Below are 22,425 nucleotides of genomic sequence, written 5' to 3' on the forward strand. Positions count from 1 at the left end.
TGCCTATCCGCGGCGCCGTCCGCCGTTCAGGGTCTCACCCCGGGCCGATCGGTGACCCCGATGTCCAGGCGCACGTTGAGCGTCAGGGTGGTTCCCTTCTCGATGGTGTGGGGGGAACCCATGTAGACGATCTCCCGATCCCCTTCCGCGCGGATGTCGGCCTCCGGAAGGGTGTGGTCGGCGTTGGCCATCACGCGCTCGCCCAGATAGGTGTAGGTGGAGCGGTCGAGCAGCAGTTCGTGATCCACCCAGTCCTCCCTGCGGGCCACCGCCACCGCCGGGCGCCCGTCCACGTCTACCGCGTCGGGGTTCACGCTCACCCCAGGGATCTTGGCCATCGCCCGGTGGACGGCCGCCTCCTGGGCCGGGGGTACCAGGTTCTGTGCCAGCAAGGAGTCGAACAGACGGTAGGCCCGGACGTGCCGTTCCTCGTCCGAACCGGGCGGCAACGCGTCCACGGCGGCATACATCCAGGCCAGCATCGCGTCAGGATCGGTGGGAAGCGCCGCCACCGTGGCGTAGTCGGTAGGAGGCATGCCGCCGCCGGTGGGCGAGCGCACCAGGTCGCCGTTCTCGTAGGTGGCCACCTCCCTGCCGTCGCCCCGGGTCCATGAACGGCTCACCTGCGTTTCCAGAGGTGCTCGCGCACTCTGGGTCGCGCCCGGAGCCGGCTTCCCGGCGCCTTGCCGGCGCGTCTCGATGTAGATCCACTGGTCAGGCCGTGGAGCGGTGAACCCGCGTTCGCCGGCGGCCTCGGCGGCGCGGCCGAGCTGCACCTGCGCGTTGGAGACCGGCATGATCGTCGCGGGCAGCACGGTGCCCGCCTGAACGCGCGGCGGCCTTCGGCGGTGAGGGACAATCAGGTCCGCGGGCGTTTGCCGACGTAGCCTTCGGTGATCTCGACGTGAGTGCGGCGATCACGGGGATCCAGATCATCATGCTGGCCGCGCCGCGCAGCCAGCCGTCGAGAAGTGACCGCGAGCACCATCACCGTCCACGCCGTCCCGTACACGAGCGGGAAGCGGATCACCCAGCGCGAACGCCGGCCCACGGCTGTCGTGATGCGCTCGGCCTGTGCCAAGAGGTCCGCTCCGCTCATCTCCATGTCATCGATCGTGGCAAGTACTTGCTGCTGGAGAAGGAACGGGTCGCGAACTCAAACCCCTCCATGATCAGGCAGGCCGGGCGGGGGCGCGGCCGGTGAGGTAGCGCTGCAGGGCCGGGGCTATCCAGGCGATGAGTTCGTCGGGCTCGGCGGCGACCAGCGCGTCGACGCGGACGGCGTAGCGGGCTATGGCGATCCCGACCAGATGGCCGGCGGCCAGGGCGGCACGCAGCTGGGGCTGATCCACGCCGAGCTGCTGGGTGAGCTTGCCCAGCATGTCGTTGGCCAGGAACTGTCGGATCAGCGCCGCCGCGTGATCGTTGGTGGCGGCGGAGCGCATCAACCCCAGGAGAGGGCCGGGCTGCCGCACATCGCCGAGCAGGTCGAGGACGTAGGCGGCCAGGCGCTCACCCAGCTTGCCCCGCGGGCCGTCCAGCAGCATGGCCACGGCCTGCTCGGGCTGGAACACCGAGGTGACGACGGCGGTGAACAGTTGCTCCTTGCCGCCGTAGAAGCGCCGGACGAGGGCCGGGTCGACGCCCGCGTCGGCGGCCACCTTGCGCACGCTCACGGCTTCGTAACCGCTGGCGGTGAAGGCCGCGGCCGCCGCCGAGACGATCTCGTCGCGGGTGGTCGAGGTGCCCGGGCGGCGTCCTGTCCTGTGCATCTCTCCCCCCTCGATGACCAAGCTATATCCTCCCATAAAGACTTCCAAGCCCCGCATGGGGACTTCAAGCCGGGAGGCGCTGCAGGCATCCGCCGCGCGGATGACACGCTGGCAGGTTGACAGATTCGACGGGCGGCCTCCTCCTCTAGCCTCGTCCTTCAGACCGGTCGCGATGCCCATCGTGTGAAAGCAGGTGATGACCGTGACGGAGCAGGAACACGCGCCGGCCGGGGTGGATCCGGCCGTGCCGAGCGTGGCCCGCATCTACGACTATCTGCTCGGCGGCAAGGACAACTTCGCTTCCGACCGTGAGGCCGCCGCGCAGATCCTCCGGCTCTCGCCCAACGCCAAGGAAGTCGCGCGGGCCAACCGGGCGTTCATGGGGCGTGCCGTTCGCGCGATCGCCCGGAAAGGGGTCCGGCAGTTCCTCGACATCGGCACCGGCCTGCCGACCCAGGAGAACGTCCACCAGGTGGCGGCGCAGGTCGCCCCTGGTGCCCGCGTGGTCTACGCCGACAACGATCCGATCGTGCTCGTGCACGCTCGGGCCCTGCTGGCCGAGACCGCGGACACGATCGTGGTGGAGGGCGACATGCGCGAGCCCAAGGCCATCCTCACCCATCCGGAGGTCCTTCAGCACCTCGACCTGCAACGGCCGACGGCTGTCCTGCTGATGGCGGTGCTGCACTTCATCCCCGACGATGACCAGGTCCGGGACATCCTTCGGATCGTCCGCGAAGCACTGCCGTCCGGCAGCTATCTGGTCATCTCGCATGTCACCGAGGGAAGGCTCGACGGTCGCGCGGTGGGGGAGGGGCGCGAGGTCTACCGCAGGACCAGCACCGGCAATGTGACCCCGCGCAGCCGCGAGGTGATCGCCGGGTTCTTCGACGGGCTGGAGATGGTGGAGCCCGGCCTGGTGTCGGCGACCGCCGAGGACGCTCTTGACGCCTCCGTCGCCGGTCCCGGAGGTGCCGACGTTCTCTGCGGGATCGGGCGCGTTCCCTGAGCGAGCGATCCGCGCGCGGCCATACCCGCTCACTGGTTTGATGACAGATTCGCCGCGCCACCGCGGTTGCCTATCGTCGGCGAGACGGACGTTCTCACCAGCCCCGACGCAGGGGATCGCCACGCACACCCACCAGGAACCCTCATGCCAGTGCCCGATGAGGACGGCCGGACGCCCGCGCCGGACGCCCAGAGACGCGACCCGCTGGACGAAGCCGTCCCGATGGCGGTGCTGCTCTTCTCGGCCCTCGACACGATGGACGCCCGCGCGGAGAACACCTTCAGCACCCCTTCCGGCTTCCAGGAGCTCGACACCCTCCTCGGCGGCGGCCTGAGCCCCGGCACCTTGACCGTGGTGGCCTCCCGCCCGTCGATGGGCACGTCGGCCCTGCTCCTGCACCTGTGCCGTGACACCGCGTTCCGCCGCCACAGGCCGGCCCTGCTGGCCAGCTTCCAGATGCCCGATCACGAGCTGACCCTGCGGTTGCTGGCCGCCGAGGCGAGCGTCCCCCTCGATGAGCTGCGCGCGGGGACGATCGGCTTGGACGACTCCGCTCGGGTCGTACGCCGGACGGCGGAACTGGCCGGCGCGCCCCTGTCCGTCATCACGCCCGCGGGCTGGACGGCCACGCATCTGACCTCGTACATCGCAGACCTGGCCACCGACGGGAAGTTCGAGCTGATCGTCGTGGACGGGCTCGACGACGTCCGGCCCTGGCCTTCGGACGAGTCGCGGGACCCGCCGGTCGCCGAGGCGGCTCGCGCGCTGAAGGAGCTGGCGATGGAGCTCAAGGTGCCGGTGGTGGCCGGTGCCCAGCTCGGCGACCGGTCGAAGGAGCGGGCCGATCGCCGCCCGGGGCCGCTGTCGGACTTCCGGAACTCCGACACAGTGGGTCACATCGCCGACGTTGTCATCATGGTGCACCGGGAGGACGCGTACGACCCGTGGTCGCCTCGCGTGGGTGAGGCGGACCTGATCGTGGCCAAGCATCGCTACGGGCCCAAGGCCACCGTGACGGTGACCTTCGATCAACGCTACGGCCGCTTCGCGGACCCGTCCCGGCCCTGACTCGTCCCGTCCGGGCCTTGACCGGTGCGGTGCGGCCAGTCATGTGACGGATTCACCGGCCCAGGGCGCCGCCCTAAAGTAGCGACTGGGACCGAACAACGGCAGAGCAAGTCGTTCGCTCAGGTGACCGGAGCGACTCACGTCCTCGCATGGCCTCGGCACGCCGCCTCTCTATCAGAGAAAGCAGCGCGAACCACGAGCGTGAGTCGCTTCGGTCGCTGCCGGGCTCGCTACGTGAGACGAGCGGTCCCCTTGGCGTCCGTGAGACAGGCGCAGCGACTGAAGCGACTGAAATCTCGGATTGGTCGGCGAGAGACGCTGGACGGTACAAAGCGTCGATCGTGTGATCGCGGAGGGTGGGGTTGGACGACGGCCGGACATCCCGTGTCCTTCTCCCGCCCGGTCGGGCGTCACCGCCAGACCCCGCCCTCCGCGACGGCCTTCAGGGGCGAAGCACAGGTGTGGTGGTCGCGACATGCTGGACGGCGTACGCGGCGCCGCCGGTCATCGGAGCCAGTAGCCCCGCGCTGACGTTCCGCGGATCATCGCAGCTTCGGTGGTAGCACGCGTCGTGGAGTTCGCCGACCTTCTCGCCGTAGGACACGGCTTGCTCCACAAGAATGCCTGCCGCGGCGAAGACCGGAGGTGTTCCCGCGCTTGCCGGCCAGCACCGAGTAGGCGGAGAAGGTGGCCATCGCGTACTGCGCGGCGGCGGGCCACCGGCCCATCTGCACCTGGTTGGGCGCGCCGTTCAGCTGAAGACCGGCAGCGACCCGCCCACTCCCGGGGCGCCGCTCGTCGCCGTGGTGGGGGAGACGGTGAGACTCTTGAACGGCTCGACATCGCAGGCGTGTCCTTCAGGGAGGTCAAATTTGCCATGCGACCGGGCGCTGAGGGCCCTGAGCTCCAGTCACGTGACAGATTCGCTCCGGCCCGCCGCACCCGTAGCGTCTCTGGCCGGTTATGTCGCGTGGCACAGGGAGAAGAGCCGTGAGGTTTCGCAGGACGTTCGGAGTGGTGGCAGGCGCCTTGGTGGCTTTGGCCGGGATGCCCCTCGGTGCCGCGCCGGCGCAGGCCGCGAGCAACCTCTGCAAGGATGCCAGCTACGTGCAGGTGGGCAGCTACAAGATCATTTACGGCGGCAGGCACCGCGGGTCCATCGAGGTGTTCTACAGCTCCAGGACGCAGAAGAACTGCGCCGTCGCCGTAGGCGTCGGCGATTTCTACGGAAAGAGAAACTACAAGGGCGTCGGCATTCGCGTGTCCGGGGCGAAGGGTAACGGCTGGGCGGAGCTCGACCAGGCCATGTACAAGTACTACGCGGGGCCTGTCTTCGTTAAGGCACCCGGCAAGTGCATCGACGTCTACGGGGTCATGGCGACGGCCACCCGGACGGTGAAGTCCAAGCACTGCGGCTGAGCACCTGCCTCTGACACACGGACAGCGAACGGCCGGCGCCGTTCGCTGTCGGGCTGTTCCGCGGCGATGTCGGATCACCGCCTGGTGGAGACGGCAGTGCTTCCTGCGGCGCTCTTCGCGGCGGGCAGGGCCCACAGGGCCAGGCATGCTACGACGATGCCGCCGATCCAGGACGTCCAGGCCGCGCCGCCGAGCCCGGTGTAGGAGATGGCCCAGGGAGCGATGATCAGCAGCACCGCCCACGTGACGTTGGTCCACTGGCTGGCCGCCGAGGCCGGCTGGATCAGGGCCCAGAGGGCCGTGCACACGATCAGGGCGCCGAGCACGATGAGCGTCGTCGCGGCGCCGGTGTCACCGGCCGTCCAGATGGGGGCGAGTGCGAGGTACAGGCCGGCCACCAGGTTCGTCCAGTCCTGCCACCGTGTCCATGGCTTCATGTGATTCTCCTTTTGGGGTGAAGCCGATTGGCGGCCAAGCCTCGGGGTGGGAGGCTTCGCCACATCTCACGGTAGGTTGGCCCGCTCATCGGACGAATCTGTCGCCGCACAAAAACATGACTGGTTGCTGTGTTCCCCGCGATGCATGGCAGAGTGGCGTCCGTGATCAATCTGGTGCGAAGCGGGCCGTTCTGGTGCGCGTTGGTCGTCGAGGAGAACGATTCGGTGGACGCCGGGCTGCTGACCGAGCTCGCCGCCCGGACGGGCACGACCCTGACCGGCATCGGCCACGGCGGGTTCGGTGGCGGACCGGTGGCCGACGTCTATGCCGACGAGTCCCGCGGCATCGTCCTGATCGAGGCGGTCGACCCCGACACCGGGTCGAAGGCGCTGCTCGTACGCGCGGACTCCGAGGAACGCGCCATCGCGGCCCGAGCCGCCATCGGCGAGCGGTACCGCGTGTGGACGGAGCAGGAGCTGCGCGCCCAGGCGCGGGAGGACCTCGCCGGGCAGTCGTGGATCCTGGTGCCGCTGGTGATGGCCGCCGGAGGCACGAATCTTGAGCCCGAGACGGCGGAACTGCTCAGGGAAGCGCTGCGGCACGAGGACGAAGACGTACGAGCCGCCGCCGCATACGCCGAAGAGGTGGCCGAAGAGCTCCGTCACGACCCGATGGTCCTCGCAGCCGCGCAGGAGGAGCGGGAGCCGGCGGAGGTGCTGCGCCCGGCGCGGCCCGTGGACGGCGAGGAGGACTGGGTCACGGTACGGCCGGGCGTTCCCGGGCGGGAGGTTCCTCGTCCGGTGAGCTGGTGGCAGATCCCCGCCGGTGTCACCGATCCGCTTCCGGCGTTCACCGTTGATCACGACTGGTTCATCGAGGTCCTCGCGCGTCAGGACGCCCCCTTCTATGAGGAGATCTGGATCGACGAGGACGGCCGTACCGCGATCCACGCCGTGTCGCACGCCGAGCTGGCCGGGCGTCACCTCGCCGTGCACGGCCAGGACGTCGAGGCCGTCATGACCGCCTTCCGGGAGGCGGGCCTTCTGGCCCTCGACGGTCCGCCCGCCGGTCTGGACCGCACCGCCCCCTGACCAAGGCGCGGGTGATTCGCATTCCGTCTTTCACCCGGTGCCTTCCAGGTCGTTCCAGCCCGGACGGAGGGTTGTGCCGTGACGTGAGAGGGAGACCGCGGTGCCGGGCAGGCGCATCGTCACCTGCCCTGAGACAGCACCGGTGGGCGCTGGGGAGGCGGCCTCAGAGAAGTGCCCCCCATCAATCCTCAGGGCCTGAGGCGCGACCTGGCCGGACGGCCTCCGCTCCGGCGCTTCGCCTGACGGACTCCAACTTCTCCTCCAGACCCGCGCCCGTCCTCGGCCCAGGCTTCCGCCGCACCGAGCTCGGCCCGTGGTGAACGCCCAGGATGTGGCCGACAACGCGATTCCTGGCCGCGGCCGAGCCCGCACAGTGGGGCCACGTGAAAGGCATCAGCGTCCGGACCCGGACGGATGGCGGGCTGTGGCTGCGCGGCGGGCCGGCCGTGACGAACACCCGCGAGCCGTGGTGACGGTTCGACGATAAGGCGTTCGCCTGCATCGAGAAGGGCGAGACCCACGACGGGGACGCCGTGCTCGAAACCGTCGTCGTGGACAGGGCCGGACAACGACCCCGCTGAGGATCGCCTGGCGCCAGGTCATGCACGACCCTCACGCGGTCATCGCTTGTCAGCGGTCTCCCGGACCGGTGTGCCGAGGCCGGCAGATGAGGAGGACGAAGGGGGAGGGGTGTCGCGTGCCCACGTCAGTGCGGCAAGGAGCGCAGCGAGCGTGGCGGCGGCCCCGCATCCGGCCCAGAGCGCAGCCGGGTGCAGTCCGGCGCTGCTGAGCGCACCGGCGAGCAGAAACCCCAGTCCCTGCCCGCCGGCCAGGCCCGCGACCGCCACTCCCATGGCTCTGCCGCGGAACTCGGGGGAGACCCGCTGCACGAACAGGGCGTTGAGCGGGGCGGAGAAGGCGCCTCCCACTCCCGAGGCGAAGAGCAGGACGACCACGACAGGAGGGGATGGTTTGGCCCAGAGCGGGATCAGCGCTGCCCCGGCCAGGATGGCGAACGGGATGAGCAGGCGGTCACGCGTACGCGGTGGCACGAGCCGGGTCAGCAGCACGGTGCCGGACGCGAAACCCAGCGCGGCGGACGACAACATCAGTCCCGCCAGGGGTGCACCGCCGCCGAGCGACGTCGCGTAGAGGTAGACGACGGCCTCCGGCGCGTACACGAACATGGAGACCGGCCACACCAGCAGCAGGCAGCCGCGCAACCACGGGTCGGCGAAGACGTAACGTACCCCCGCACGGGAGCCGCCGAGCACCGAGCCCGAGCCGGCGGGCCGCGGGCGCGGACGCAGCCCGGCGGACAGGGCGGCGGAGACGGCGAAGGTGAGGGCGTTGCACGCCAGCGCCCCCTCGGGCCCGATCCAGCCGATGGCCAGGCCGCCGAGCGCCAGGCCCAGCACCTGGCTCAACTGGTGGGTGACGCGGATGAGGCCGTTGCCGGTGACGGCCGCGTCCACGGGCAGGATCTCCGCGATGAGCGCCGACCGCGCCGCCATGAACGGCGGGGTGAACAGGCTCGCGGCATAGAGCAGCACCACGAGAGCCCACACGGGCAGGCCATGGATCAGCATCGCCGAGACCAGCGCCGACCGGGCCAGGTCGCAGGCGATGAGCAGGCCCCGGCGAGGCAGCCGGTCGGCGAGGGCACCGAGCAGCGGGGCCGCGACCAGTGACGGAAGGTAGGCCGAGGCGTAGGCGAGACCGGACAGGATGCCGGAGCCGGTGCGGTCGAGCACCAGCACCGACACGGCCAGCGCGGCGAGCTGGTCCCCGGCGTACGACGAGGCGAGCCCGGCATAAAGAAGGCGGAACTCGCGCACCGCGAAAAGATCTCGATAACGCACCAAGAAGCCCCGATCACGGAAAAGCCTGATGAGCGTGCAGGGGATCACGCCCATCAGGCCGGAGGACATGACGTCCGCTCAGTCCCAGCCGTTGCCCATACGCATGTGTCACCTCCTGAGGAAATCCATGTCAGGCGGCAGGCTATGTGTCCCGCAGGCCATGGTGCATCCGTCACGTGACTGGATGTGGCGCGCCGCCCGCAGCGGCCGGGGACGATGGCCGCTTGGGTGAGCTCACCACCAGTCGGGCGACGGATTCGGAAAGCGGCCGAGCGCTTTAGCGTACGAGTGATATGAGCGAAGAATTGACACCCGCCGCGGTGGTGCGGGCCCATTCCCAGGCGAAGACCAGCGGTGACATCACTGGCGCATTGGCCTGGTGCCATCAGGACGTGATTTTCGAGACGATCGCCTTCCAGTCCGCCGCGCACGGTATCGACGCGGCTCGCAGGCAGTTCCAGGGCTTCCTGGGAGCCTTCCCCGACTACTCCGTCCAGCTTGAGGATCTGCGGGAGATGGATGACCTTGTGCTGGGCGTCGGCAGGATCGCCGGCACCATGAAGGGCCCCCTGGCGGGCATCGAGCCCACCGGGCGCGCCTTCGACCTGCCCTTCGTGTGCCTGTGGTACGTCCACGACGGGCTCATCACATTGGAGCGGTTCTTCTACGACTTCAACGAGATGTGCGAGCATCTCGGCATCGACACCACGACCGCCGCGAACCGCTTCCGCACCTGGCGCGAACGGGCCGACGCCATGATAGCCCGCTGATACTCAGCGCAAGACCGGGACGCCGCCCTGTCGGTCCCTGTCGATGGTGAGGTCGGGCAGGACCCCCACCTCAGCGGTCGGCGATTTCATCAAGCCGCCCGCGTGCGCGGGAAGCGGCCCAGCCCGGCGGCAGAGCGGATCGATCCGGAGCCGGTCTTGAAGGGTCCCCGCGAGCTCGCACACCGCAGGGTCCCACGTCCGGTTCCACGCCCGCAGCCACCGCCGAGAAGCAGGCCAAAGGGCGGGATCGTTTCGCCTGCGGCGTCCAGGCCCGCACGCCGCAACGCGAACGGCCAGGCCGGCCCGTTGTCGGTCTCCGCCAGCAACTCGGTGAGCATCCAGGCGACCAACATGCCTGAGGGACGACTGCGGCGATCGTGCGGATGGGGTTAGCCCCCAAGACGCTGTCGATGAGGATGCCGCAGAGGCTGTTGTCGTGCTCGAAGGAGGACCTGAGAGCTCGGGAGATCCCGCTTCCCGCACGATGGAGGATGGCCTGCGCGGCCCAGCCGGCACTTCGCGGACGCAGGTTCAGCCATGCTGCCGGGCGACGACGGTCGCTTCGGTGACGGCCCGGTGCCGGTGGAGGATGATCCGCCGTGTCCGATATCGTTCGGCTGGCTTCGTGACCGGGGTGAGGCACCTTGAGTCGGCCGATCAGTCCAGGCTCACCTGAAGCAGCCGGCTCCGCGGAACTGGCGGTCGTAGTAGAGGCCCGGCTCTCCCTGGCCCACCCTCGCCTGGACGACCTCGCCGAGCAGGATGGTGTGGTCTCCTGCGGGGAACCGGGCACGGGTGACGCATTGGAGGACGGCGAGGGCGCCTTCGAGGATGGGTGTGCCGTGCTCACCGGTGCTGAACGGCAGGCCGGCGAACTTGTCGTCGTCGTGCTGGGCGAAGCGCCTGGCCACATTCTCCTGTTCGCCGGTCAGGACGTTCACCGCGAATCCGGCGGAGCTGGTGAAGGCCGGGTAGCACTGTGCGGAGCGGGCGAGGCAGACGAGGATCTGCGGCGGGTCGAGCGAGACCGAGCTGAACGAGGTGGCGGTGAAGCCCCAGCGGCGGCCGGCGCCGTCGACGGTGGTCACCACGGTGACGCCGGTGACGTACTTGGCGAGGGCCTGTTTAAAGTCCCGCATGTCAACCGGCATGGCCCGCTCCGATCGCCGGCCGGCGCAGGCCCAGCCGCTCCATGCGGGGCAGCACCTCGTCGCGCAGGATGGGGAAGTCGTCGAGGTAGTTGACCAGGGCGACGGCCATGCCGGTGAGCCCGGCGTCGCTGAGCCGCTTGAAGGTCTGGGCGACATCGTCGGGGTCGCCCTTGACGGGGAAGGTGCCGCCGCCGCTGACCATGCGCTCGAGCATCCGGTCGGCGAGCTCGGGCGGCAACGACTTCTGCCCTGTGCCGAAGATGCTGCGCCGCACCTCCTCGGCCGCCTCCCAGTCGCCCTTCTCCTCGACGATGTAGTGGTAGTACTCCTCGGTCTCCTGGCGGGTCTTGCGGCAGATGACGTGGCCGCTGGCGTACACCGGCATCGACCGGCCGGCATCGGCGCGGACGGCGGTGATCTGGTCGGCGAGGCCCTCAGGCGAGATGATGATCATGAATAGGCAGTCGGCGTGCCGGGCGGCGAACCTGCGGCCGGCCGGGGAGGAGCCGGCGCTGATCAGGGTCGGCCGGTCGCCGCCGTAGGGGCCCGGCAGGGCGAAGACGCCCTTGAGGTCGAAGAAGCTGCCGTGGAAGTCGAACGGCTCGGGCTCTCGCCACAGACGCTTGACCAGCGTCGTCCATTCCTCGGTGTAGGCGTAGCGCTCGTCGTGGTCGCGCATGGGCGTGCCGAACATCGCGAAGTCCGGCCCGGCCGAGCCGGACACGATGTTCAGGCCGAACCTGCCCTTGCCGATGTGGTCGCAGGTCACGGCCTGTCTCGCGGCGAACAGGGGGTGCACGAACGGACTGTGCACCGTGGCGAACACGGTGATGCGCTCGGTCGCCGCGAGCATGCCGGCCGCCCAGCTCAACGCCTCGAAGGTGTGGCCGTCGGTGTCGGAGGCTCCCTTGAGCTGCGACCACTGTGCCAGCGGCAGGATGAACTCCAGGCCGGCCTCGTCGGCCATCTTTCCGAGCGCGGCGTTGTTGTCCCAGGTGGCCTGCCAGCGCTGCTCGGCTGTCGTCTTGGTGAGCCCGCCCCAGACGTTCGGGGCGAACAGGCCGAGCTGGAAGGTGTTGTCACTCATGACGCGCATGTACGTCTCCTGCGGGGGTTGAAGTGGTGCCGCGCGGCTGGACGGCGAGGGCGAAGGACTCCGCGAGCTCGCGAGCCGTTCTGCGGCGGTAGGCGGGGCCGGGACTGGACCCGGCGGTGGCATGGGAGAGTGCTTCGGCCGCGATCGGGCCGCCGAACAGGGTCATCAGCAGGCGGAGCCGCATGGGGCGGATCGTGCCGCGGCGCAGGTGCTCCTCCAGCCACTGCTCGATGAGCCCGACCGTGCTGGCCACGTAGCTCTCGCGGACGTAGCGGCCGAGGGCACTGTCCGGCCTGGCCAGCACTTCGGCCAGCATGGGCGCGATCGCGGGGGTGTCGAGCACGGCGTCGAGGATCGCCAGGTAGACCGCCTGCGCGCTGGCGGTCAGGTCGGCGGGCGGGTCCGCCAGTGCGGCGGCGATGCCGTCCATGGGGCTGTAGTGCTTGAAGATCGCGACAAGAAGGGCGTCCCTGCCGCCGATCTGCGCGTGGATCGCCTGCACGCTGCATTCCGCGGCGGCCGCCACGTCCTCCAGCGTGGTGCCGCCGACGCCGCGCTTGGCGATCAGGTCGGCCGCGGCGGCGATCGCCCGATCCGCCACGCGTTGGCGGGGTGCTCCCTGCGCGCCCAGTTCGGCGAGCGCGGCGTCCAGTGCTTTGCGGCTGCCGATCTGGCGCAGCAACGTGGAGCGCGACACCCCGTACAGGGCGGCGATCTCCTCCAGGTGCAGTGCCGCCAGCGGGCCCGCGCCCGTCTCCTCGGCGCGGGCGAGCAACTGCCGGGCGATCTCTTCCACCAAAGCCATGGAATGAGACTAGATGTTAAATCAACCTCATTTCAAGTGTCATGCGGGGGGAGTGCTGGACCGGCCGGCCGCAGGGGGCCTGTACGGGCAGGTCAGGGCATACACCTCGCCGGTGTCGTCCTGAATGGCCAGCACCATCGAGCGGGGCTGCCAGTACTCGCGCACGCCTGAGGTTGTACTGGGCAGCCTGACCAGGTCGATGCCGAGCCCGGCCGCCGCCACCCGCAGCGCCTCGAACGGCAGGGCCGGCTCCAGAGGGCCATACCTGGCCTCGATCGGCCCGGCGGCGACCTCGGACCCGATAGAGGCGAGGCGGTGGAGCTGGACCGTGAAGTGGGTGCCCCGCCAGCCGTCGTCGCCGCGTTCCCAGAAGAACTCGACGAGCCCGTGGTCGCGCCACATGAAGTCGCCCTGGCGGTTCTCGGCGGGCGTGGGCTCGAGTATCGCGCTGACCTGGTCAGGGGTGCAGGTGTGGTCGGCGCCGAGCACGTCGCCGCGGGCCACGACGTCCAGCGCGAAACTCAGGGTGCTCACTCGCCATCCAATCAGCATGGTGCGGGTCAGGGTTGACCCGCGGGGTTGTGTTCGTGGGGCGCTTCGTGTTGGAGGAGCGTCGGCGTGGCCCGGCCGCGCGGGCTTCGGCTCAGCTCGGGCGCGGGGCGCCGTGGCGCAGGCCGTCGAGCGGGCGGGTGCGGGCGTCGCTCCTGCGGGTGCGGGCGTCGTCGAAGACGGGTGAGTCCGTCGCCATGATGCTCTCCAGCGCGACGGACATCCCCTTGCCCACGGCGGCGTGGTCCACGAGCAGCGGCAGGAACCGCCGCAGGGCCTCTTCCGGGGCGTGCCGGTTCAGCAGGTCGCCGGGGGCGGCGCACAGGTCGTCGACCTCCTTGCGGTAGACCTCCTCGATCAGCGCCTCGCGGGTCCCGAAGTGGCGGTAGAGCATGCCGACGGGGACGCCGGCGCTGCGGGCGATGTCCTCGACGTGCACGTCGGTGTCGCCGGCGAGGAACGCTTGGCGGGCCGGGGACAGCAGTGCCTCGCGGTTGCGTCGCGCGTCGGCGCGCAGCGGGCGTGATGACGGCCTCGCGCAGCCGGCCCGAGCAGGACGGCGGCGCCACCGCCCACCTCCGGCACCGGGCCGAGGAGCGGGGCGCGACCACCGAGGAGGTCCCGCAGCAGATGGTGGACCACCTGAACGTTCCGCGAGCTGCTCACGAAACGAAATCACCGGCGTTCTCCACAGCCGGGCAGCGGGCCCCGTCCGTCGGCAACGTGCCGGCGATCAGGTAGCGGTCGATCGCGTCGCGCGCGCAGGCGCTGCGGTAGTAGACACTGTGCCCGCCGCCCTCGTACGTCAGCAGCCGCGCCTCCCGGCCGATCTGCCGGGCCACGTTACTCGCCCACGCGTAGCCGGTGGAGGGATCGTGCAAGGAGTTGGCCAGCAGCAGCACGGGAGCGCCCGACACGCGCAGCCGGTGTTGCGGGTTGGGGACCGGCGCGGGCTCGGCGAGGCACGCCATCGTGAACGAGTACGTCAGCGGGCTGACCAGCATGTCGGGGGCGAGGCGTTTCATGCGGCGCAAGTGGGCCGCGAACTCGGGATAGCCGCGGATCGGCAGGTGGAAGTCCTCGCAGACGATCTGCAGGGGATTGGCGACGAGCCCCTCCCGCAGATGTTCCCGCCGGAGGGTGAAGGTCTCCGGCAATGCCGACCGAGGTGTGGCGCCGCTGTCGATCGCGGCCATCAGCTCGGCGAGCTGCTGCCAGTAGGACCCGTACGCGGCGCTGAAGGGAAGCCTGATGAGCTCCAGCGTGGTCAGGACGAAGGAGGGGTCACCGGGGTAGTGCACCTGCCCGCGTCCGGCCCGCTCCAGCAGGCTGCTCCAGAAGGCGCGCACGTCCTGGCCGTGCAGCGCGCAGGAGCTTTCCCGCTCGCACCAGGTCACGAACTCGTCGAAGGAGTCCTGGGCCGTGGCGGCTCCCGTGCCGAGGAACGCGGCGGTGCCGAGGCTGTGGTCCACGTTGCTGTCCAGAGCGAGCGCCCGGACCCGGCCGGGGAAGCGCTCGGCGTAGAGCTGGCCGATCAACGTGCCGTAGGACAGGCCGTAGAAGGTGAGCCGCGTGTCGCCGACGGCGGCGCGCAGCGCATCCACGTCGTTGACCACGCTGGCGGTGTCGACGTGGTCGAACAGCGGCCCGGTCCGGGCCCGGCAGTCGGCGCGAAGCCGCCTGCTGTAGTCGAGCCACAGGTCGAAGTCGGCCTGGCTCTTCATGAACGGGTCCGCCGGTGCCTGCTGGACCACGTCGGCGGAGCACACGACGGGGTTGCTGCGTGCCACGCCGCGAGGGTCGAAGCCGATGAGGTCGAACCTGCGGGTGAGCTCCTCGCTGAAGAAGGCGGTACGCCTCAGGACGAAGTCGACGCCGGATTCCCCGGGGCCGCCCGGGTTGACGATCAGCGAGCCGGTCCTGGCGGCGGGGTCGGTGGCCTTGCGCCTGGCCACCGCCAGGTCCACGGTGGGCCCGCCCGGCGTCCGCCAGTCGATGGGAACGGTCAGCGTGCCGCACTCGGCCGCCGGGTTCTCGGCGCAGGGGGTCCAGGTGATGTCGTTGGTGGTGCCGGCCGCCGCGCGGGTCAGCGGGAACACGGACGTCGCCATCGTCATGACGACGGCGAGGAACAAGAGGGGTCTTCGCATGCGTCTCCGATCGCCGGGAGCGTCGCAGGGTGGGGTCACCCCTACTCGTGATCTTCACGCTAGCCGCAGGGACACGGCGGCGCTCACATGATCGACTGGTGGCCCTCCGGACGAGAAGGGAACCGAAGATGGAACAGCATGATCGGCGGGCCGTGCTTGGAACGGCGGCCACGCTGCTGGCGGGTGGCATGACCGTGTTGGCGGGTGGGCCCGCGCAGGCGGACGCCTCCGGGGAGCAGGCCAGGGAGTCGTTCCGGGTGGTGGACCGCCGGGGGCGGCAGCGTTTCCTGGCGAGCTCCACCAAACCGCCGGTGATCATCGGGGGCAGGACGTACCCCGCCGACCAGCGTCAGGGCCCTGAGGGCACGTACCTGATCTTCAACGACGGGGACGGCAGCGAGAAGGGCGGCATCGTCGCCTCCTCGGCCGGGGCGAGCCTGTCGCTCGACTACGGCAACGCGCAGGCGATCACGATGGCCGCCCGCTGGGAAGGCGTCCACGGCGCGGCGATGCTGGAGATGAAGCACATGCCCGATCCGGCGCTCCCGGTCGAGCAGGTGCCCGCCATGCCGCCCCGCGTCCAGCTCGGTTACAGCACCGCGGAAGGTGCCTTCCTGGTGCTCAGCGACTCTCGGGGGCGCCCGAGGATCGTGCTGGAGATCGACGCGGACGACACGCCGGTGATCAAGGTGCTGGACCCCGAGGGCAACGTGACCGGCCGGCTGTGAGGCCGGAACGTGATGGGATGAGATCCGCCCGTTCGCCGGGCGGCAGGCGCGGTAGCGTGCTGTTCATGATCGAGAATGGCGGGACGGAACAAGCCGAGCGGCCGGACACCCCTGTGTCCGGCGACCTGGGCAGCTCCCCTCGGGTGACATTACGCCGGATCACCGGCCGCGACCAGGACGAGTGGCTCGAACGCGTCCGTGCCGGTGTCGACCAGCACCGGGCGAGGATGACCCTGCCCGCGACACCGGAGGACTTCCAGGCGTTCGTCGATCGATTCGACGAGGGGCGAACCGCTGAGGGCCTGCTGGTCTGTCTGCGCGACACGGGCGCCATCGCCGGGAACATCAACATCAACAGCATCATCCGCGGACGCGCGCAAACCGCCTCGCTCGGCTACGCGGCCTTCGCGCCCTACGCCGGTCGCGGGTACATGACAGAGGGCCTCGGCATGGTGCTGCGCCACGCGTTCGAGGAGCTGCGGTTGCACCGGCTGGAAGCGCAGATCCGGCCCGACAACCACGCGTCGATCAGACTCGTCCAGCGTCACGGCTTCCGCTACGAGGGTTACTCGCCCGATCTGCTGTTCATCGACGGCGCCTGGCGAGGTCATGGACGCTGGGCCATCACCAACGACATGGCCGGCATCGTTCCCAGCGTCCCGCACCCGACCCTGCCCGGCCGCTGAGGCGCCGCTCACCGGCCGGCTCCCGGTGTCCAGCCCGGTCACTTTACAGATTCACGCTCGTGGCCCGGATCGGTAGCTTCGCGTGCGCGGACGTCGGCAGCGATGGCCGCCTGCGTTGGGGGATGGCTTGGTGAACAATCGGTCGGATCGTGCGATGGACTTCTGGCGGCGGCTGTAGATGCGCGCCCTGCAAGGCCTGCTGCGCGTGGCCGTCCGGCGCCGCTACGCCGGCCTGCGGCACATCCCTCGCCACGGCGGGGTGAGCATCGTCGCCAATCACGTGTCGAAGGTGGACTCGCTCGTGATCGCCGGTTTCGTGGGCGCGGCGGGCCGCTTCTCGCCGCGGTTCCCGGCCAAGGCGCCGCTGTTCGACGTGCCCCTGCTCTGGCCCGCGAAGCGGAAGAGGGCAAGAGCCTGCGCACATGAAAGGGTCAGGCCAGCCAGTCGGAGCCGGCGCGAAGCCAGGACCCTCCGAGAAGAGCCGTGCACAGCGCGTCCGCCCTGCGGGCGCCGGCCAGCCGGGTGCAGAGGTCGTGAAGTGGCCGGGCGAAGTAGCGAACCTCTGCCGCGGCCTGCCGAACGGCCGAATCCAGCGCCCGGCGGGTGATCCAGGCGAGCTCAGGGCCCGGATCGTGCTCGGTCGGGCCGGTCAGCAGGAGCTTGTCGCCGTCGGCCGTGACATTGAGCCAGGGGTGGCCGATCCACACCATCGACGGCGAACCCTCGCGATGCCGGGCGGCGTCGCGCCAGCTCGCCAGGTCCGTGAGGTCGCTGCAGCAGCCCGGTGCCACGAGAGGCCGTCCGGCCGCCATGAGGCGGTATCCCCCTGCCACACAGCCGACCTCCTCGAAGACCTCCTCGAAGGTGTCCGCGCCGGCCAGGCGCTCCGCGAGGTCGTCATCGCCGAGGGAGCGCCGGAGGGTGGCGCGGACCAGCAGCGTCAGGTGTCGTTCGTCCAGGAAGCCGGACAGTGGGACGAACTGCGCGCTGGCCGTCGTCGGCTCCGGCAGGCCCGCCGCGGCGATCCGCTCTGACCAGTAGGCGTCCCAGAGCGACTCGTCGGCGGGCGGCGCCGGGTAGTCCTCGATCAGGTCGTGCACCAGGCCGGACAGTACGTCGATCACCGGCACCAGACGTACATCATCGTGGACCACCGGCGCCGGCGGCGGGGCGGCGGGGGGCTGCGCGGTCGCGCGCAGCGCCTCCTCGTACTGGCGGCGGGCGAAGACGAACGGCCCGAGTACGGCGGACAGGTCCCAGTCCCTGGAGTTGTTACGGAACCCCGACCAGCGCACCTCCGCCTCCGTGACCTCGATCCTGGCCAGCAGCGCCCAGCACTCCAGGATGCCGCACGCGCACCCGAGCAGCATGGTCTCGCCGTCCTCCTGGTCGTAGGTGACCTCCACGGGCTCGCCCAGGAAGTGCCGGGCCGGCCAGCAGGTCGAGCGCCCCGGCAGGTAGCCGTACTCGCCGGCCAGCAGGGGCGCGGGCTCGGGGGCGAACTCCCCGGCGCGCTCGAGCTGCTCCTGCCGCGCGTACGGCAGCTCCGCCGCACGCACGAGGTCGAGCAACGGGACGCCGTCGATGAGGATCTCATCGCGGCCGCTATCCAGCCGGAACTCGATCTCCCGCACTCCCGCCTCCTGATCGCAGAACCCCTTTTCGGCACCTGTCCACGTAAGCATGCCGGAGAGCTGGTAGGGCCAGCCCTACCCGTCCGGTGGGGGCTGCCGGATGGGTGGCGGCGGGCGCCTGCGCCACACTGGTGATCATGGACGAGCACGCGGTCGTCCTGGAGGACGTGTCCAGGACATACGGGAGGGGCGCCGCCAAGGTGGCGGCGTTGCGGCAGGTGAGCGTCACTCTGCCGCGTGGTGGTTTCACCGCGGTGATGGGCCCGTCCGGGTCGGGGAAGAGCACGCTGCTGCAGTGCGCGGCGGGGTTGGAGCGCCCGGATTCCGGTACGGTGCGCGTCGCCGGGCAGGACATCACCGGGCTGGGGGAGCGGGAGCTGGCGGTCCTGCGGCGCGATCGGGTCGGCGTCATCTTCCAGGCGTTCAACCTGGTGCCGTCGCTGACCGCGTGGCAGAACGTGGTCCTGCCCAGCCGGCTGGCCCGGCGGCGGCCGGACCCGTCGCGGGTGCGTGAGCTGCTGGCCAGGGTCGGGCTGGCCGGGCGGGAACGGCATCGCCCGGCGCAGTTGTCCGGCGGCCAGCAGCAGCGGGTGGCGATCGCCCGCGCCCTGCTCGGCAGGCCGCAGGTGCTGTTCGCCGACGAGCCGACCGGTGCGCTGGACCGGGCCAGCGGGCACGAGGTGCTGACGTTGCTGCGGGAGGCGGCCGACGACTTCGGCCAGACGGTGGTGATGGTGACGCACGATCCGCAGGCGGCGGCCCGCGCCGACCGGGTGCTGATGCTGAGCGACGGGCGGATCGTCGAGGTCCTGGAGCGGCCCTCGGCCGAGCGGATCGGCGCGTGGCTGGGGGAGCGGCGATGATGCTCGTCCTGGCCTGGAACAACGTCCGGGACGGCCGGGCGGGGCTGGCCGCGTCGTTCACGTCCGTGCTGCTGGCGGTGATGCTGGTGGCCGGCGGCGGCCTGCTGATCGCCGGCGCGGACACGCGCGCGGACCTCGACGGCATCGTGGGGCTGCTGGCGGTGTCGGCGGCGGTGTCGGCCTTCGTGTCGGTGTTCGTGGTGGCGGGCACGCTGAGCCTGCACGTCCTGCGGCAGCGCAGGACATGGGCGCTGCTGCGGTCGGTCGGCATGACGCCGCGGCAGGTCAGGCGGCTGGTCATGGCGGAGGCGCTGATGCTGGGCGTGCTGGCCGCCGTGCCGGGCTGCGTGCTGGCGGTGCCGTACGCGCTGGTGATGGGCGCAGTCCTGCGGGTGACCGGGCTGGCGCCCGGCGGTGTCCCGGTGCGGATCACGGCGGGGCCGTTCGTGCCGGCGCTGGTGGCCGGGCTGGTGGTGACGTTGCTGGCGGCCCGGGTCGCGGCGCGCAAGGCGACGAGGGTCGGGCCGCTGGAGGTGCTGCGCGACAGCGCGGCGCAGCGGCGGCTGCTGCCGTGGCCGCGCGCGGTGGCGGGGGTGGCGGCGCTGGCCGCCGGGATCGTGCTGGTGGAGCTGGTGCCTCGGGTCAAGCCTGCGGACGCGCCGCCGACAGGGCTGGGAGCGGCGATGATGTTGTGCGTGGCCGCCTCCGCGCTGGGCCCGGTGCTGCTGCGGGCGCTGGGCGGGCTGCTCGGCGCGGTGGCGGCCCGGCTCGACCCGGGGCCGGGGACGCTGGCCGCGTCCTGGATGGTGACGCAGCCGCGGCGGGCGATGTCGGCCGCGTCCCCGGTGGTGCTGACCGTGGCGCTGTCGTGCACCTTTCTGTTCGCCGTGGCGACCAGCGACGCGGTGGCCGGCGTCACCCGTACCGGCGCGTCGGCGTGGGCGGCGCCGACGCTGGTGGGGTCGGCGGTGATCTACACCGTGGTCGCGGTGCTGAACGCGACCGCGATGTCGGTGGCCGAGCGGGGCGAGGAGATGCGGACGCTGCGTACCGTGGGCGCCAAGCCCCGGCAACTGGTCCGGGCGCTGTGCTGGGAGACGCTGCTCGTGACCGGGGTCGGCGCGCTGCTCGGGACGGCGATCGCCGCCGCGTCGCTGAGCGCGCTGGGCGAGGCGCTGACCGGCGAGCCGTGGTTCGCCTATTCCCTGCCGCAGTACGCCGGCCTGGTGGCGATCTGCGCCGCGAGCGGCCTGGCCGCCACCTTGGGCGCCGCGCGCCGGGCCCAGCGCGGATGACGCCCGCCACCGGGGCGCTGCACGAGGGCCGCCCGCTACCGTACGCGGGTGCCGTTTGCGCGGTGAGCGGGGTTGTGGTGCATTGGTGGCGTGGCATGGGCGATCTTGCGGGGATGGCTGACCCACGCCTGGGCAGCGGACATCGCCCTGGCCCTGGCCGTGCTGGTGGCCGAGCTCGGCTCGTTCAGCGGGCGGCCCGGCACGGAAGCGGTGCTGATCACGCTCGCCGCTGCGGGCCTCGTCCCGCTGCGGCGCCGCCATCCGGTGGCCGTGGCGCTGCTCGTCGGCTGCCTGTACGTCGTGGCCTACCGGATGCCGGTGCCCGACGCGCCGGTGAGCGCCATCCTCATCGCGCTGTACGCGGTGGGCCGGCACAGCTCCGCGGCGGCGGCCGTGGCCGTGGCCGTGGGCGCGCTCGTCGGCGGTGCTCTCGTGCACAGGGTGAGCTGGGCGTACGGCGCCGCGATGGCACTGAGCCTGACGTTGCCGCCGGCGCTGCCCGTGGCGGCCGGGCACATCGTGCGCCTGCGTGCGGAGCTGGCGCGGCGCAGGCAGCGGCAGGCGGCCGAGAACGCGGTCCGCGCGGAGCGCCGGCGCATCGCCCGCGAGCTCCACGACGTGATCGCCCACCACGTCAGCGTCGTGAACCTCTACATGGGCGCGGCCAGAAGGACGATCCCCGCCGACCCGGAGCGGGCCCGGCAGGCCCTGCTGACCGGCGAGGACACCGCCCGCCAGGCGATGGCGGAGATGCGCCGGCTGCTGGAGGTGCTGCGTACCGACGGGGAGCAGGTCGAGAGCCAGGCGGGGGCCGGCGCGGCCGGGCTGCCGGCGCTGGTCGAGGAGTCCGGCAACGCGCAGCTGCGGGTCACCGGCACGGCGGTCGAGCTGCCGGCGGCCGTGGACCACGCGATCTACCGCCTCGTCCAGGAGGCGCTCACCAACACCCGCAAGCACGCCGCGGGCGCCCGCTCCACGGTGCGGCTGGCCTACCGGCCCGGTCTGGTGGAGGTGGAGGTCGCCGACGACGGGCGGGCGCCGTCCGGCGGGGGAGAGCTGGGGCTGGGGCTGGCGGGGATGGCCGAACGGGTGTCGTTGTGCGGCGGAGAGCTGCGTGCCGGGCCCGCGCCCGAGGGAGGATTCGTGGTGAGCGCCCGCATCCCGCTGACGGAGGTGACGTGATCAAGGTACTGCTGGTGGACGACCACGCCGTGGTGCGGGCCGGGTTGCGGCTGCTGCTGGAAACCGCGTCGGGGCTGGCCACGGTGGGGGAGGCCGCCGACGGCGTGGACGCGGTGCGGCAGTGCCATGCCGTACGACCCGACGTGGTCCTCATGGACCTGCACCTGCCGGTCATGGACGGGGTGGCCGCCACCGAGCGCATCGTGGCCGAGCTGCCGGGGACGAAGGTGCTGGCGTTGAGCACGTTCGACCTGGAGGAGCAGGTCGTGGCGGCGCTGCGGGCGGGGGCGTCGGGGTTCCTGCCCAAGGACGTCTCGCCGGAGGAGTTGATCGACGGCATCAGGATCGTGCACCGGGGGGAGGCGGCGGTGGCGCCCCGGCTGCTGGTCGGCCTGATCGGCACGTTCGTCCGCCCTTCCCGCTCGCGCGCGGTCACGGTCCCCGCGGAGCTGGCGGCGCTCAGCGAGCGGGAGCGGCAGGTGCTGGAGCTCATCGCGCGCGGGCTGTCCAACCAGGAGATCGCCGGCGAGACCGGGCTGGCGGTCTCGACGGTGAAGAACCGCGTCAGCGACCTGTTCACCAAGCTGCGGTTGCGGGACCGGGCGCAGGCGGTGATCGTCGCGTACGAGGCCGGCCTCGTCACCCCAGGCGACCGTTGAGCAGGCGCTCTTGGGAGCGGAGGTCGTGGCCGCCATTGATCGTCCTCTCTCGTGGGATGCGTCCGGCGTCGGGGTGGAAGTGGGGGAGGGCGGCGAAGGGAGTCGTGGTGAAGCCCTGCCAGTGCATCTCCATGGCGGTGGGGTTGTCGGGGCGGGGGACGTGGTCAAGGAGACCGCGACTGTCTCTCGGCAGTCCTG

23 protein-coding genes and 1 pseudogene are annotated in these 22,425 nt (G+C 71.1%); 12 read left to right on the plus strand and 12 right to left on the minus strand.

Annotation, left to right across the window (positions count from 1 at the left end):
- Positions 1 to 26: 26 nt before the first annotated feature.
- The 3 genes from HCN51_RS42350 to HCN51_RS42360 form a co-directional block, all read right to left on the minus strand.
- Positions 27 to 863 carry a CU044_5270 family protein gene (locus tag HCN51_RS42350; protein WP_277350224.1) on the minus strand — a complete coding sequence of 279 codons (837 nt, stop codon included), beginning with the start codon at positions 861 to 863 and terminating at the stop codon, positions 27 to 29.
- The gene (locus tag HCN51_RS42355; protein WP_168017643.1) at positions 860 to 1,105 is read right to left on the minus strand and encodes a hypothetical protein; all 246 of its coding nucleotides are present in this window, start codon (positions 1,103 to 1,105) and stop codon (positions 860 to 862) included. The genes HCN51_RS42350 and HCN51_RS42355 overlap by 4 nt, the downstream gene beginning before the upstream one ends.
- Before the next feature lie 67 nt (positions 1,106 to 1,172).
- Positions 1,173 to 1,772, minus strand: coding sequence for a TetR/AcrR family transcriptional regulator (locus tag HCN51_RS42360; protein WP_168017644.1), 600 nt, complete (start codon positions 1,770 to 1,772; stop codon positions 1,173 to 1,175).
- A gap of 202 nt (positions 1,773 to 1,974) precedes the next feature.
- Here HCN51_RS42360 and HCN51_RS42365 point away from each other — a divergent pair, with 202 nt between their 5' ends.
- The 3 genes from HCN51_RS42365 to HCN51_RS42375 all read left to right on the plus strand — a co-directional run bounded on the left by HCN51_RS42365 (position 1,975) and on the right by HCN51_RS42375 (position 5,268).
- Positions 1,975 to 2,781 (plus strand): SAM-dependent methyltransferase, encoded by an 807-nt coding sequence (locus HCN51_RS42365; protein ID WP_346433994.1) that lies wholly within the window; start codon positions 1,975 to 1,977, stop codon positions 2,779 to 2,781.
- A gap of 144 nt (positions 2,782 to 2,925) precedes the next feature.
- The gene (locus HCN51_RS42370; protein WP_168017645.1) at positions 2,926 to 3,849 is read left to right on the plus strand and encodes a DnaB-like helicase C-terminal domain-containing protein; all 924 of its coding nucleotides are present in this window, start codon (positions 2,926 to 2,928) and stop codon (positions 3,847 to 3,849) included.
- Between the two features lie 990 nt (positions 3,850 to 4,839).
- On the plus strand, positions 4,840 to 5,268 hold the full coding sequence (locus HCN51_RS42375; protein ID WP_168017646.1) for a hypothetical protein: 429 nt from the start codon (positions 4,840 to 4,842) through the stop codon (positions 5,266 to 5,268).
- A gap of 74 nt (positions 5,269 to 5,342) precedes the next feature.
- Here the strand turns inward: HCN51_RS42375 and HCN51_RS42380 are convergent, their stop codons facing one another.
- Positions 5,343 to 5,705 carry an SPW repeat protein gene (locus tag HCN51_RS42380; RefSeq protein WP_168017647.1) on the minus strand — a complete coding sequence of 121 codons (363 nt, stop codon included), beginning with the start codon at positions 5,703 to 5,705 and terminating at the stop codon, positions 5,343 to 5,345.
- Between the two features lie 162 nt (positions 5,706 to 5,867).
- On the opposite strand from HCN51_RS42380, the gene HCN51_RS42385 reads away from it, so the two are divergent.
- Positions 5,868 to 6,797, plus strand: a complete 930-nt coding sequence (locus HCN51_RS42385; protein WP_168017648.1) for a hypothetical protein — start codon at positions 5,868 to 5,870, stop codon at positions 6,795 to 6,797.
- A 620-nt stretch (positions 6,798 to 7,417) separates the two neighbouring features.
- Here the strand turns inward: HCN51_RS42385 and HCN51_RS42390 are convergent.
- Positions 7,418 to 8,635, minus strand: a complete 1,218-nt coding sequence (locus HCN51_RS42390; protein WP_168017649.1) for an MFS transporter — start codon at positions 8,633 to 8,635, stop codon at positions 7,418 to 7,420.
- A 329-nt stretch (positions 8,636 to 8,964) separates the two neighbouring features.
- Here HCN51_RS42390 and HCN51_RS42395 point away from each other — a divergent pair, with 329 nt between their 5' ends.
- Entirely contained in the window at positions 8,965 to 9,429 is a 465-nt protein-coding gene (locus HCN51_RS42395) for an ester cyclase (protein ID WP_206068529.1), read from the plus strand.
- Positions 9,430 to 10,097: 668 nt separating this feature from the next.
- On the opposite strand, the gene HCN51_RS42400 is transcribed toward HCN51_RS42395, so the two are convergent.
- The 6 genes from HCN51_RS42400 to HCN51_RS42430 form a co-directional block, all read right to left on the minus strand.
- On the minus strand, positions 10,098 to 10,568 hold the full coding sequence (locus tag HCN51_RS42400) for a flavin reductase family protein (RefSeq protein ID WP_206068530.1): 471 nt from the start codon (positions 10,566 to 10,568) through the stop codon (positions 10,098 to 10,100).
- Position 10,569: 1 nt separating this feature from the next.
- The gene (locus HCN51_RS42405; RefSeq protein ID WP_168017652.1) at positions 10,570 to 11,676 is read right to left on the minus strand and encodes an LLM class flavin-dependent oxidoreductase; all 1,107 of its coding nucleotides are present in this window, start codon (positions 11,674 to 11,676) and stop codon (positions 10,570 to 10,572) included.
- Complete coding sequence (locus HCN51_RS42410) at positions 11,660 to 12,481, minus strand: TetR family transcriptional regulator (protein ID WP_168017653.1); 822 nt, start codon at positions 12,479 to 12,481, stop codon at positions 11,660 to 11,662. Before HCN51_RS42410 ends, HCN51_RS42405 begins: the two co-directional genes overlap by 17 nt.
- 39 nt (positions 12,482 to 12,520) lie before the next feature.
- Positions 12,521 to 13,015, minus strand: a complete 495-nt coding sequence (locus tag HCN51_RS42415; RefSeq protein WP_168017654.1) for a hypothetical protein — start codon at positions 13,013 to 13,015, stop codon at positions 12,521 to 12,523.
- A gap of 109 nt (positions 13,016 to 13,124) precedes the next feature.
- Entirely contained in the window at positions 13,125 to 13,709 is a 585-nt protein-coding gene (locus HCN51_RS42420; protein ID WP_346433995.1) for a TetR/AcrR family transcriptional regulator, read from the minus strand.
- Positions 13,693 to 15,180 carry an alpha/beta hydrolase gene (locus tag HCN51_RS42430; protein ID WP_168017655.1) on the minus strand — a complete coding sequence of 496 codons (1,488 nt, stop codon included), beginning with the start codon at positions 15,178 to 15,180 and terminating at the stop codon, positions 13,693 to 13,695. The genes HCN51_RS42420 and HCN51_RS42430 overlap by 17 nt, the downstream gene beginning before the upstream one ends.
- 128 nt (positions 15,181 to 15,308) lie before the next feature.
- Between HCN51_RS42430 and HCN51_RS42435 the strand changes: the two genes are divergently transcribed.
- The 3 genes and pseudogenes from HCN51_RS42435 to HCN51_RS63155 form a co-directional block, all read left to right on the plus strand.
- Positions 15,309 to 15,908, plus strand: a complete 600-nt coding sequence (locus tag HCN51_RS42435; RefSeq protein ID WP_168017656.1) for a hypothetical protein — start codon at positions 15,309 to 15,311, stop codon at positions 15,906 to 15,908.
- A 65-nt stretch (positions 15,909 to 15,973) separates the two neighbouring features.
- A complete protein-coding gene (locus tag HCN51_RS42440) occupies positions 15,974 to 16,594 on the plus strand; it encodes a GNAT family N-acetyltransferase (RefSeq protein WP_168017696.1) in 621 nt (206 codons plus the stop codon).
- Between the two features lie 178 nt (positions 16,595 to 16,772).
- Positions 16,773 to 17,012, plus strand: a pseudogene (locus HCN51_RS63155) (1-acyl-sn-glycerol-3-phosphate acyltransferase); the annotation flags it as partial.
- A 13-nt stretch (positions 17,013 to 17,025) separates the two neighbouring features.
- Here the strand turns inward: HCN51_RS63155 and HCN51_RS60400 are convergent.
- The gene (locus HCN51_RS60400; protein ID WP_240973819.1) at positions 17,026 to 18,228 is read right to left on the minus strand and encodes a hypothetical protein; all 1,203 of its coding nucleotides are present in this window, start codon (positions 18,226 to 18,228) and stop codon (positions 17,026 to 17,028) included.
- A 137-nt stretch (positions 18,229 to 18,365) separates the two neighbouring features.
- Between HCN51_RS60400 and HCN51_RS42450 the strand changes: the two genes are divergently transcribed.
- The 4 genes from HCN51_RS42450 to HCN51_RS42465 all read left to right on the plus strand — a co-directional run bounded on the left by HCN51_RS42450 (position 18,366) and on the right by HCN51_RS42465 (position 22,227).
- Positions 18,366 to 19,091, plus strand: coding sequence for an ABC transporter ATP-binding protein (locus HCN51_RS42450; RefSeq protein ID WP_168017658.1), 726 nt, complete (start codon positions 18,366 to 18,368; stop codon positions 19,089 to 19,091).
- Positions 19,088 to 20,386 carry an ABC transporter permease gene (locus tag HCN51_RS42455; RefSeq protein ID WP_168017659.1) on the plus strand — a complete coding sequence of 433 codons (1,299 nt, stop codon included), beginning with the start codon at positions 19,088 to 19,090 and terminating at the stop codon, positions 20,384 to 20,386. Before HCN51_RS42450 ends, HCN51_RS42455 begins: the two co-directional genes overlap by 4 nt.
- Before the next feature lie 90 nt (positions 20,387 to 20,476).
- Entirely contained in the window at positions 20,477 to 21,568 is a 1,092-nt protein-coding gene (locus HCN51_RS42460; RefSeq protein WP_168017660.1) for a histidine kinase, read from the plus strand.
- Positions 21,565 to 22,227: a response regulator gene (locus HCN51_RS42465; protein WP_168017661.1), complete on the plus strand. Its 663-nt coding sequence runs from the start codon at positions 21,565 to 21,567 to the stop codon at positions 22,225 to 22,227. The genes HCN51_RS42460 and HCN51_RS42465 overlap by 4 nt, the downstream gene beginning before the upstream one ends.
- Positions 22,228 to 22,425: the final 198 nt, after the last annotated feature.

The sequence above is a fragment of the Nonomuraea composti genome (assembly GCF_012034275.1).
In the GTDB taxonomy this organism is placed as follows: Bacteria; Actinomycetota; Actinomycetes; order Streptosporangiales; family Streptosporangiaceae; genus Nonomuraea; species Nonomuraea composti.

Coding starts and splice junctions, on each gene's coding strand:
- HCN51_RS42450 (WP_168017658.1), top strand. CDS start 18,366: ATGGACGAGCACGCGGTCGTCCTGGAGGACGTGTCCAGGACATACGGG.
- HCN51_RS42435 (WP_168017656.1), top strand. CDS start 15,309: ATGGAACAGCATGATCGGCGGGCCGTGCTTGGAACGGCGGCCACGCTG.
- HCN51_RS42400 (WP_206068530.1), bottom strand. CDS start 10,568: ATGCGGGACTTTAAACAGGCCCTCGCCAAGTACGTCACCGGCGTCACC.
- HCN51_RS42355 (WP_168017643.1), bottom strand. CDS start 1,105: ATGGAGATGAGCGGAGCGGACCTCTTGGCACAGGCCGAGCGCATCACG.
- HCN51_RS42430 (WP_168017655.1), bottom strand. CDS start 15,180: ATGCGAAGACCCCTCTTGTTCCTCGCCGTCGTCATGACGATGGCGACG.
- HCN51_RS42405 (WP_168017652.1), bottom strand. CDS start 11,676: ATGCGCGTCATGAGTGACAACACCTTCCAGCTCGGCCTGTTCGCCCCG.
- HCN51_RS42370 (WP_168017645.1), top strand. CDS start 2,926: ATGCCAGTGCCCGATGAGGACGGCCGGACGCCCGCGCCGGACGCCCAG.
- HCN51_RS42455 (WP_168017659.1), top strand. CDS start 19,088: ATGATGCTCGTCCTGGCCTGGAACAACGTCCGGGACGGCCGGGCGGGG.
- HCN51_RS42410 (WP_168017653.1), bottom strand. CDS start 12,481: ATGGCTTTGGTGGAAGAGATCGCCCGGCAGTTGCTCGCCCGCGCCGAG.
- HCN51_RS42360 (WP_168017644.1), bottom strand. CDS start 1,772: ATGCACAGGACAGGACGCCGCCCGGGCACCTCGACCACCCGCGACGAG.
- HCN51_RS42380 (WP_168017647.1), bottom strand. CDS start 5,705: ATGAAGCCATGGACACGGTGGCAGGACTGGACGAACCTGGTGGCCGGC.
- HCN51_RS42440 (WP_168017696.1), top strand. CDS start 15,974: ATGATCGAGAATGGCGGGACGGAACAAGCCGAGCGGCCGGACACCCCT.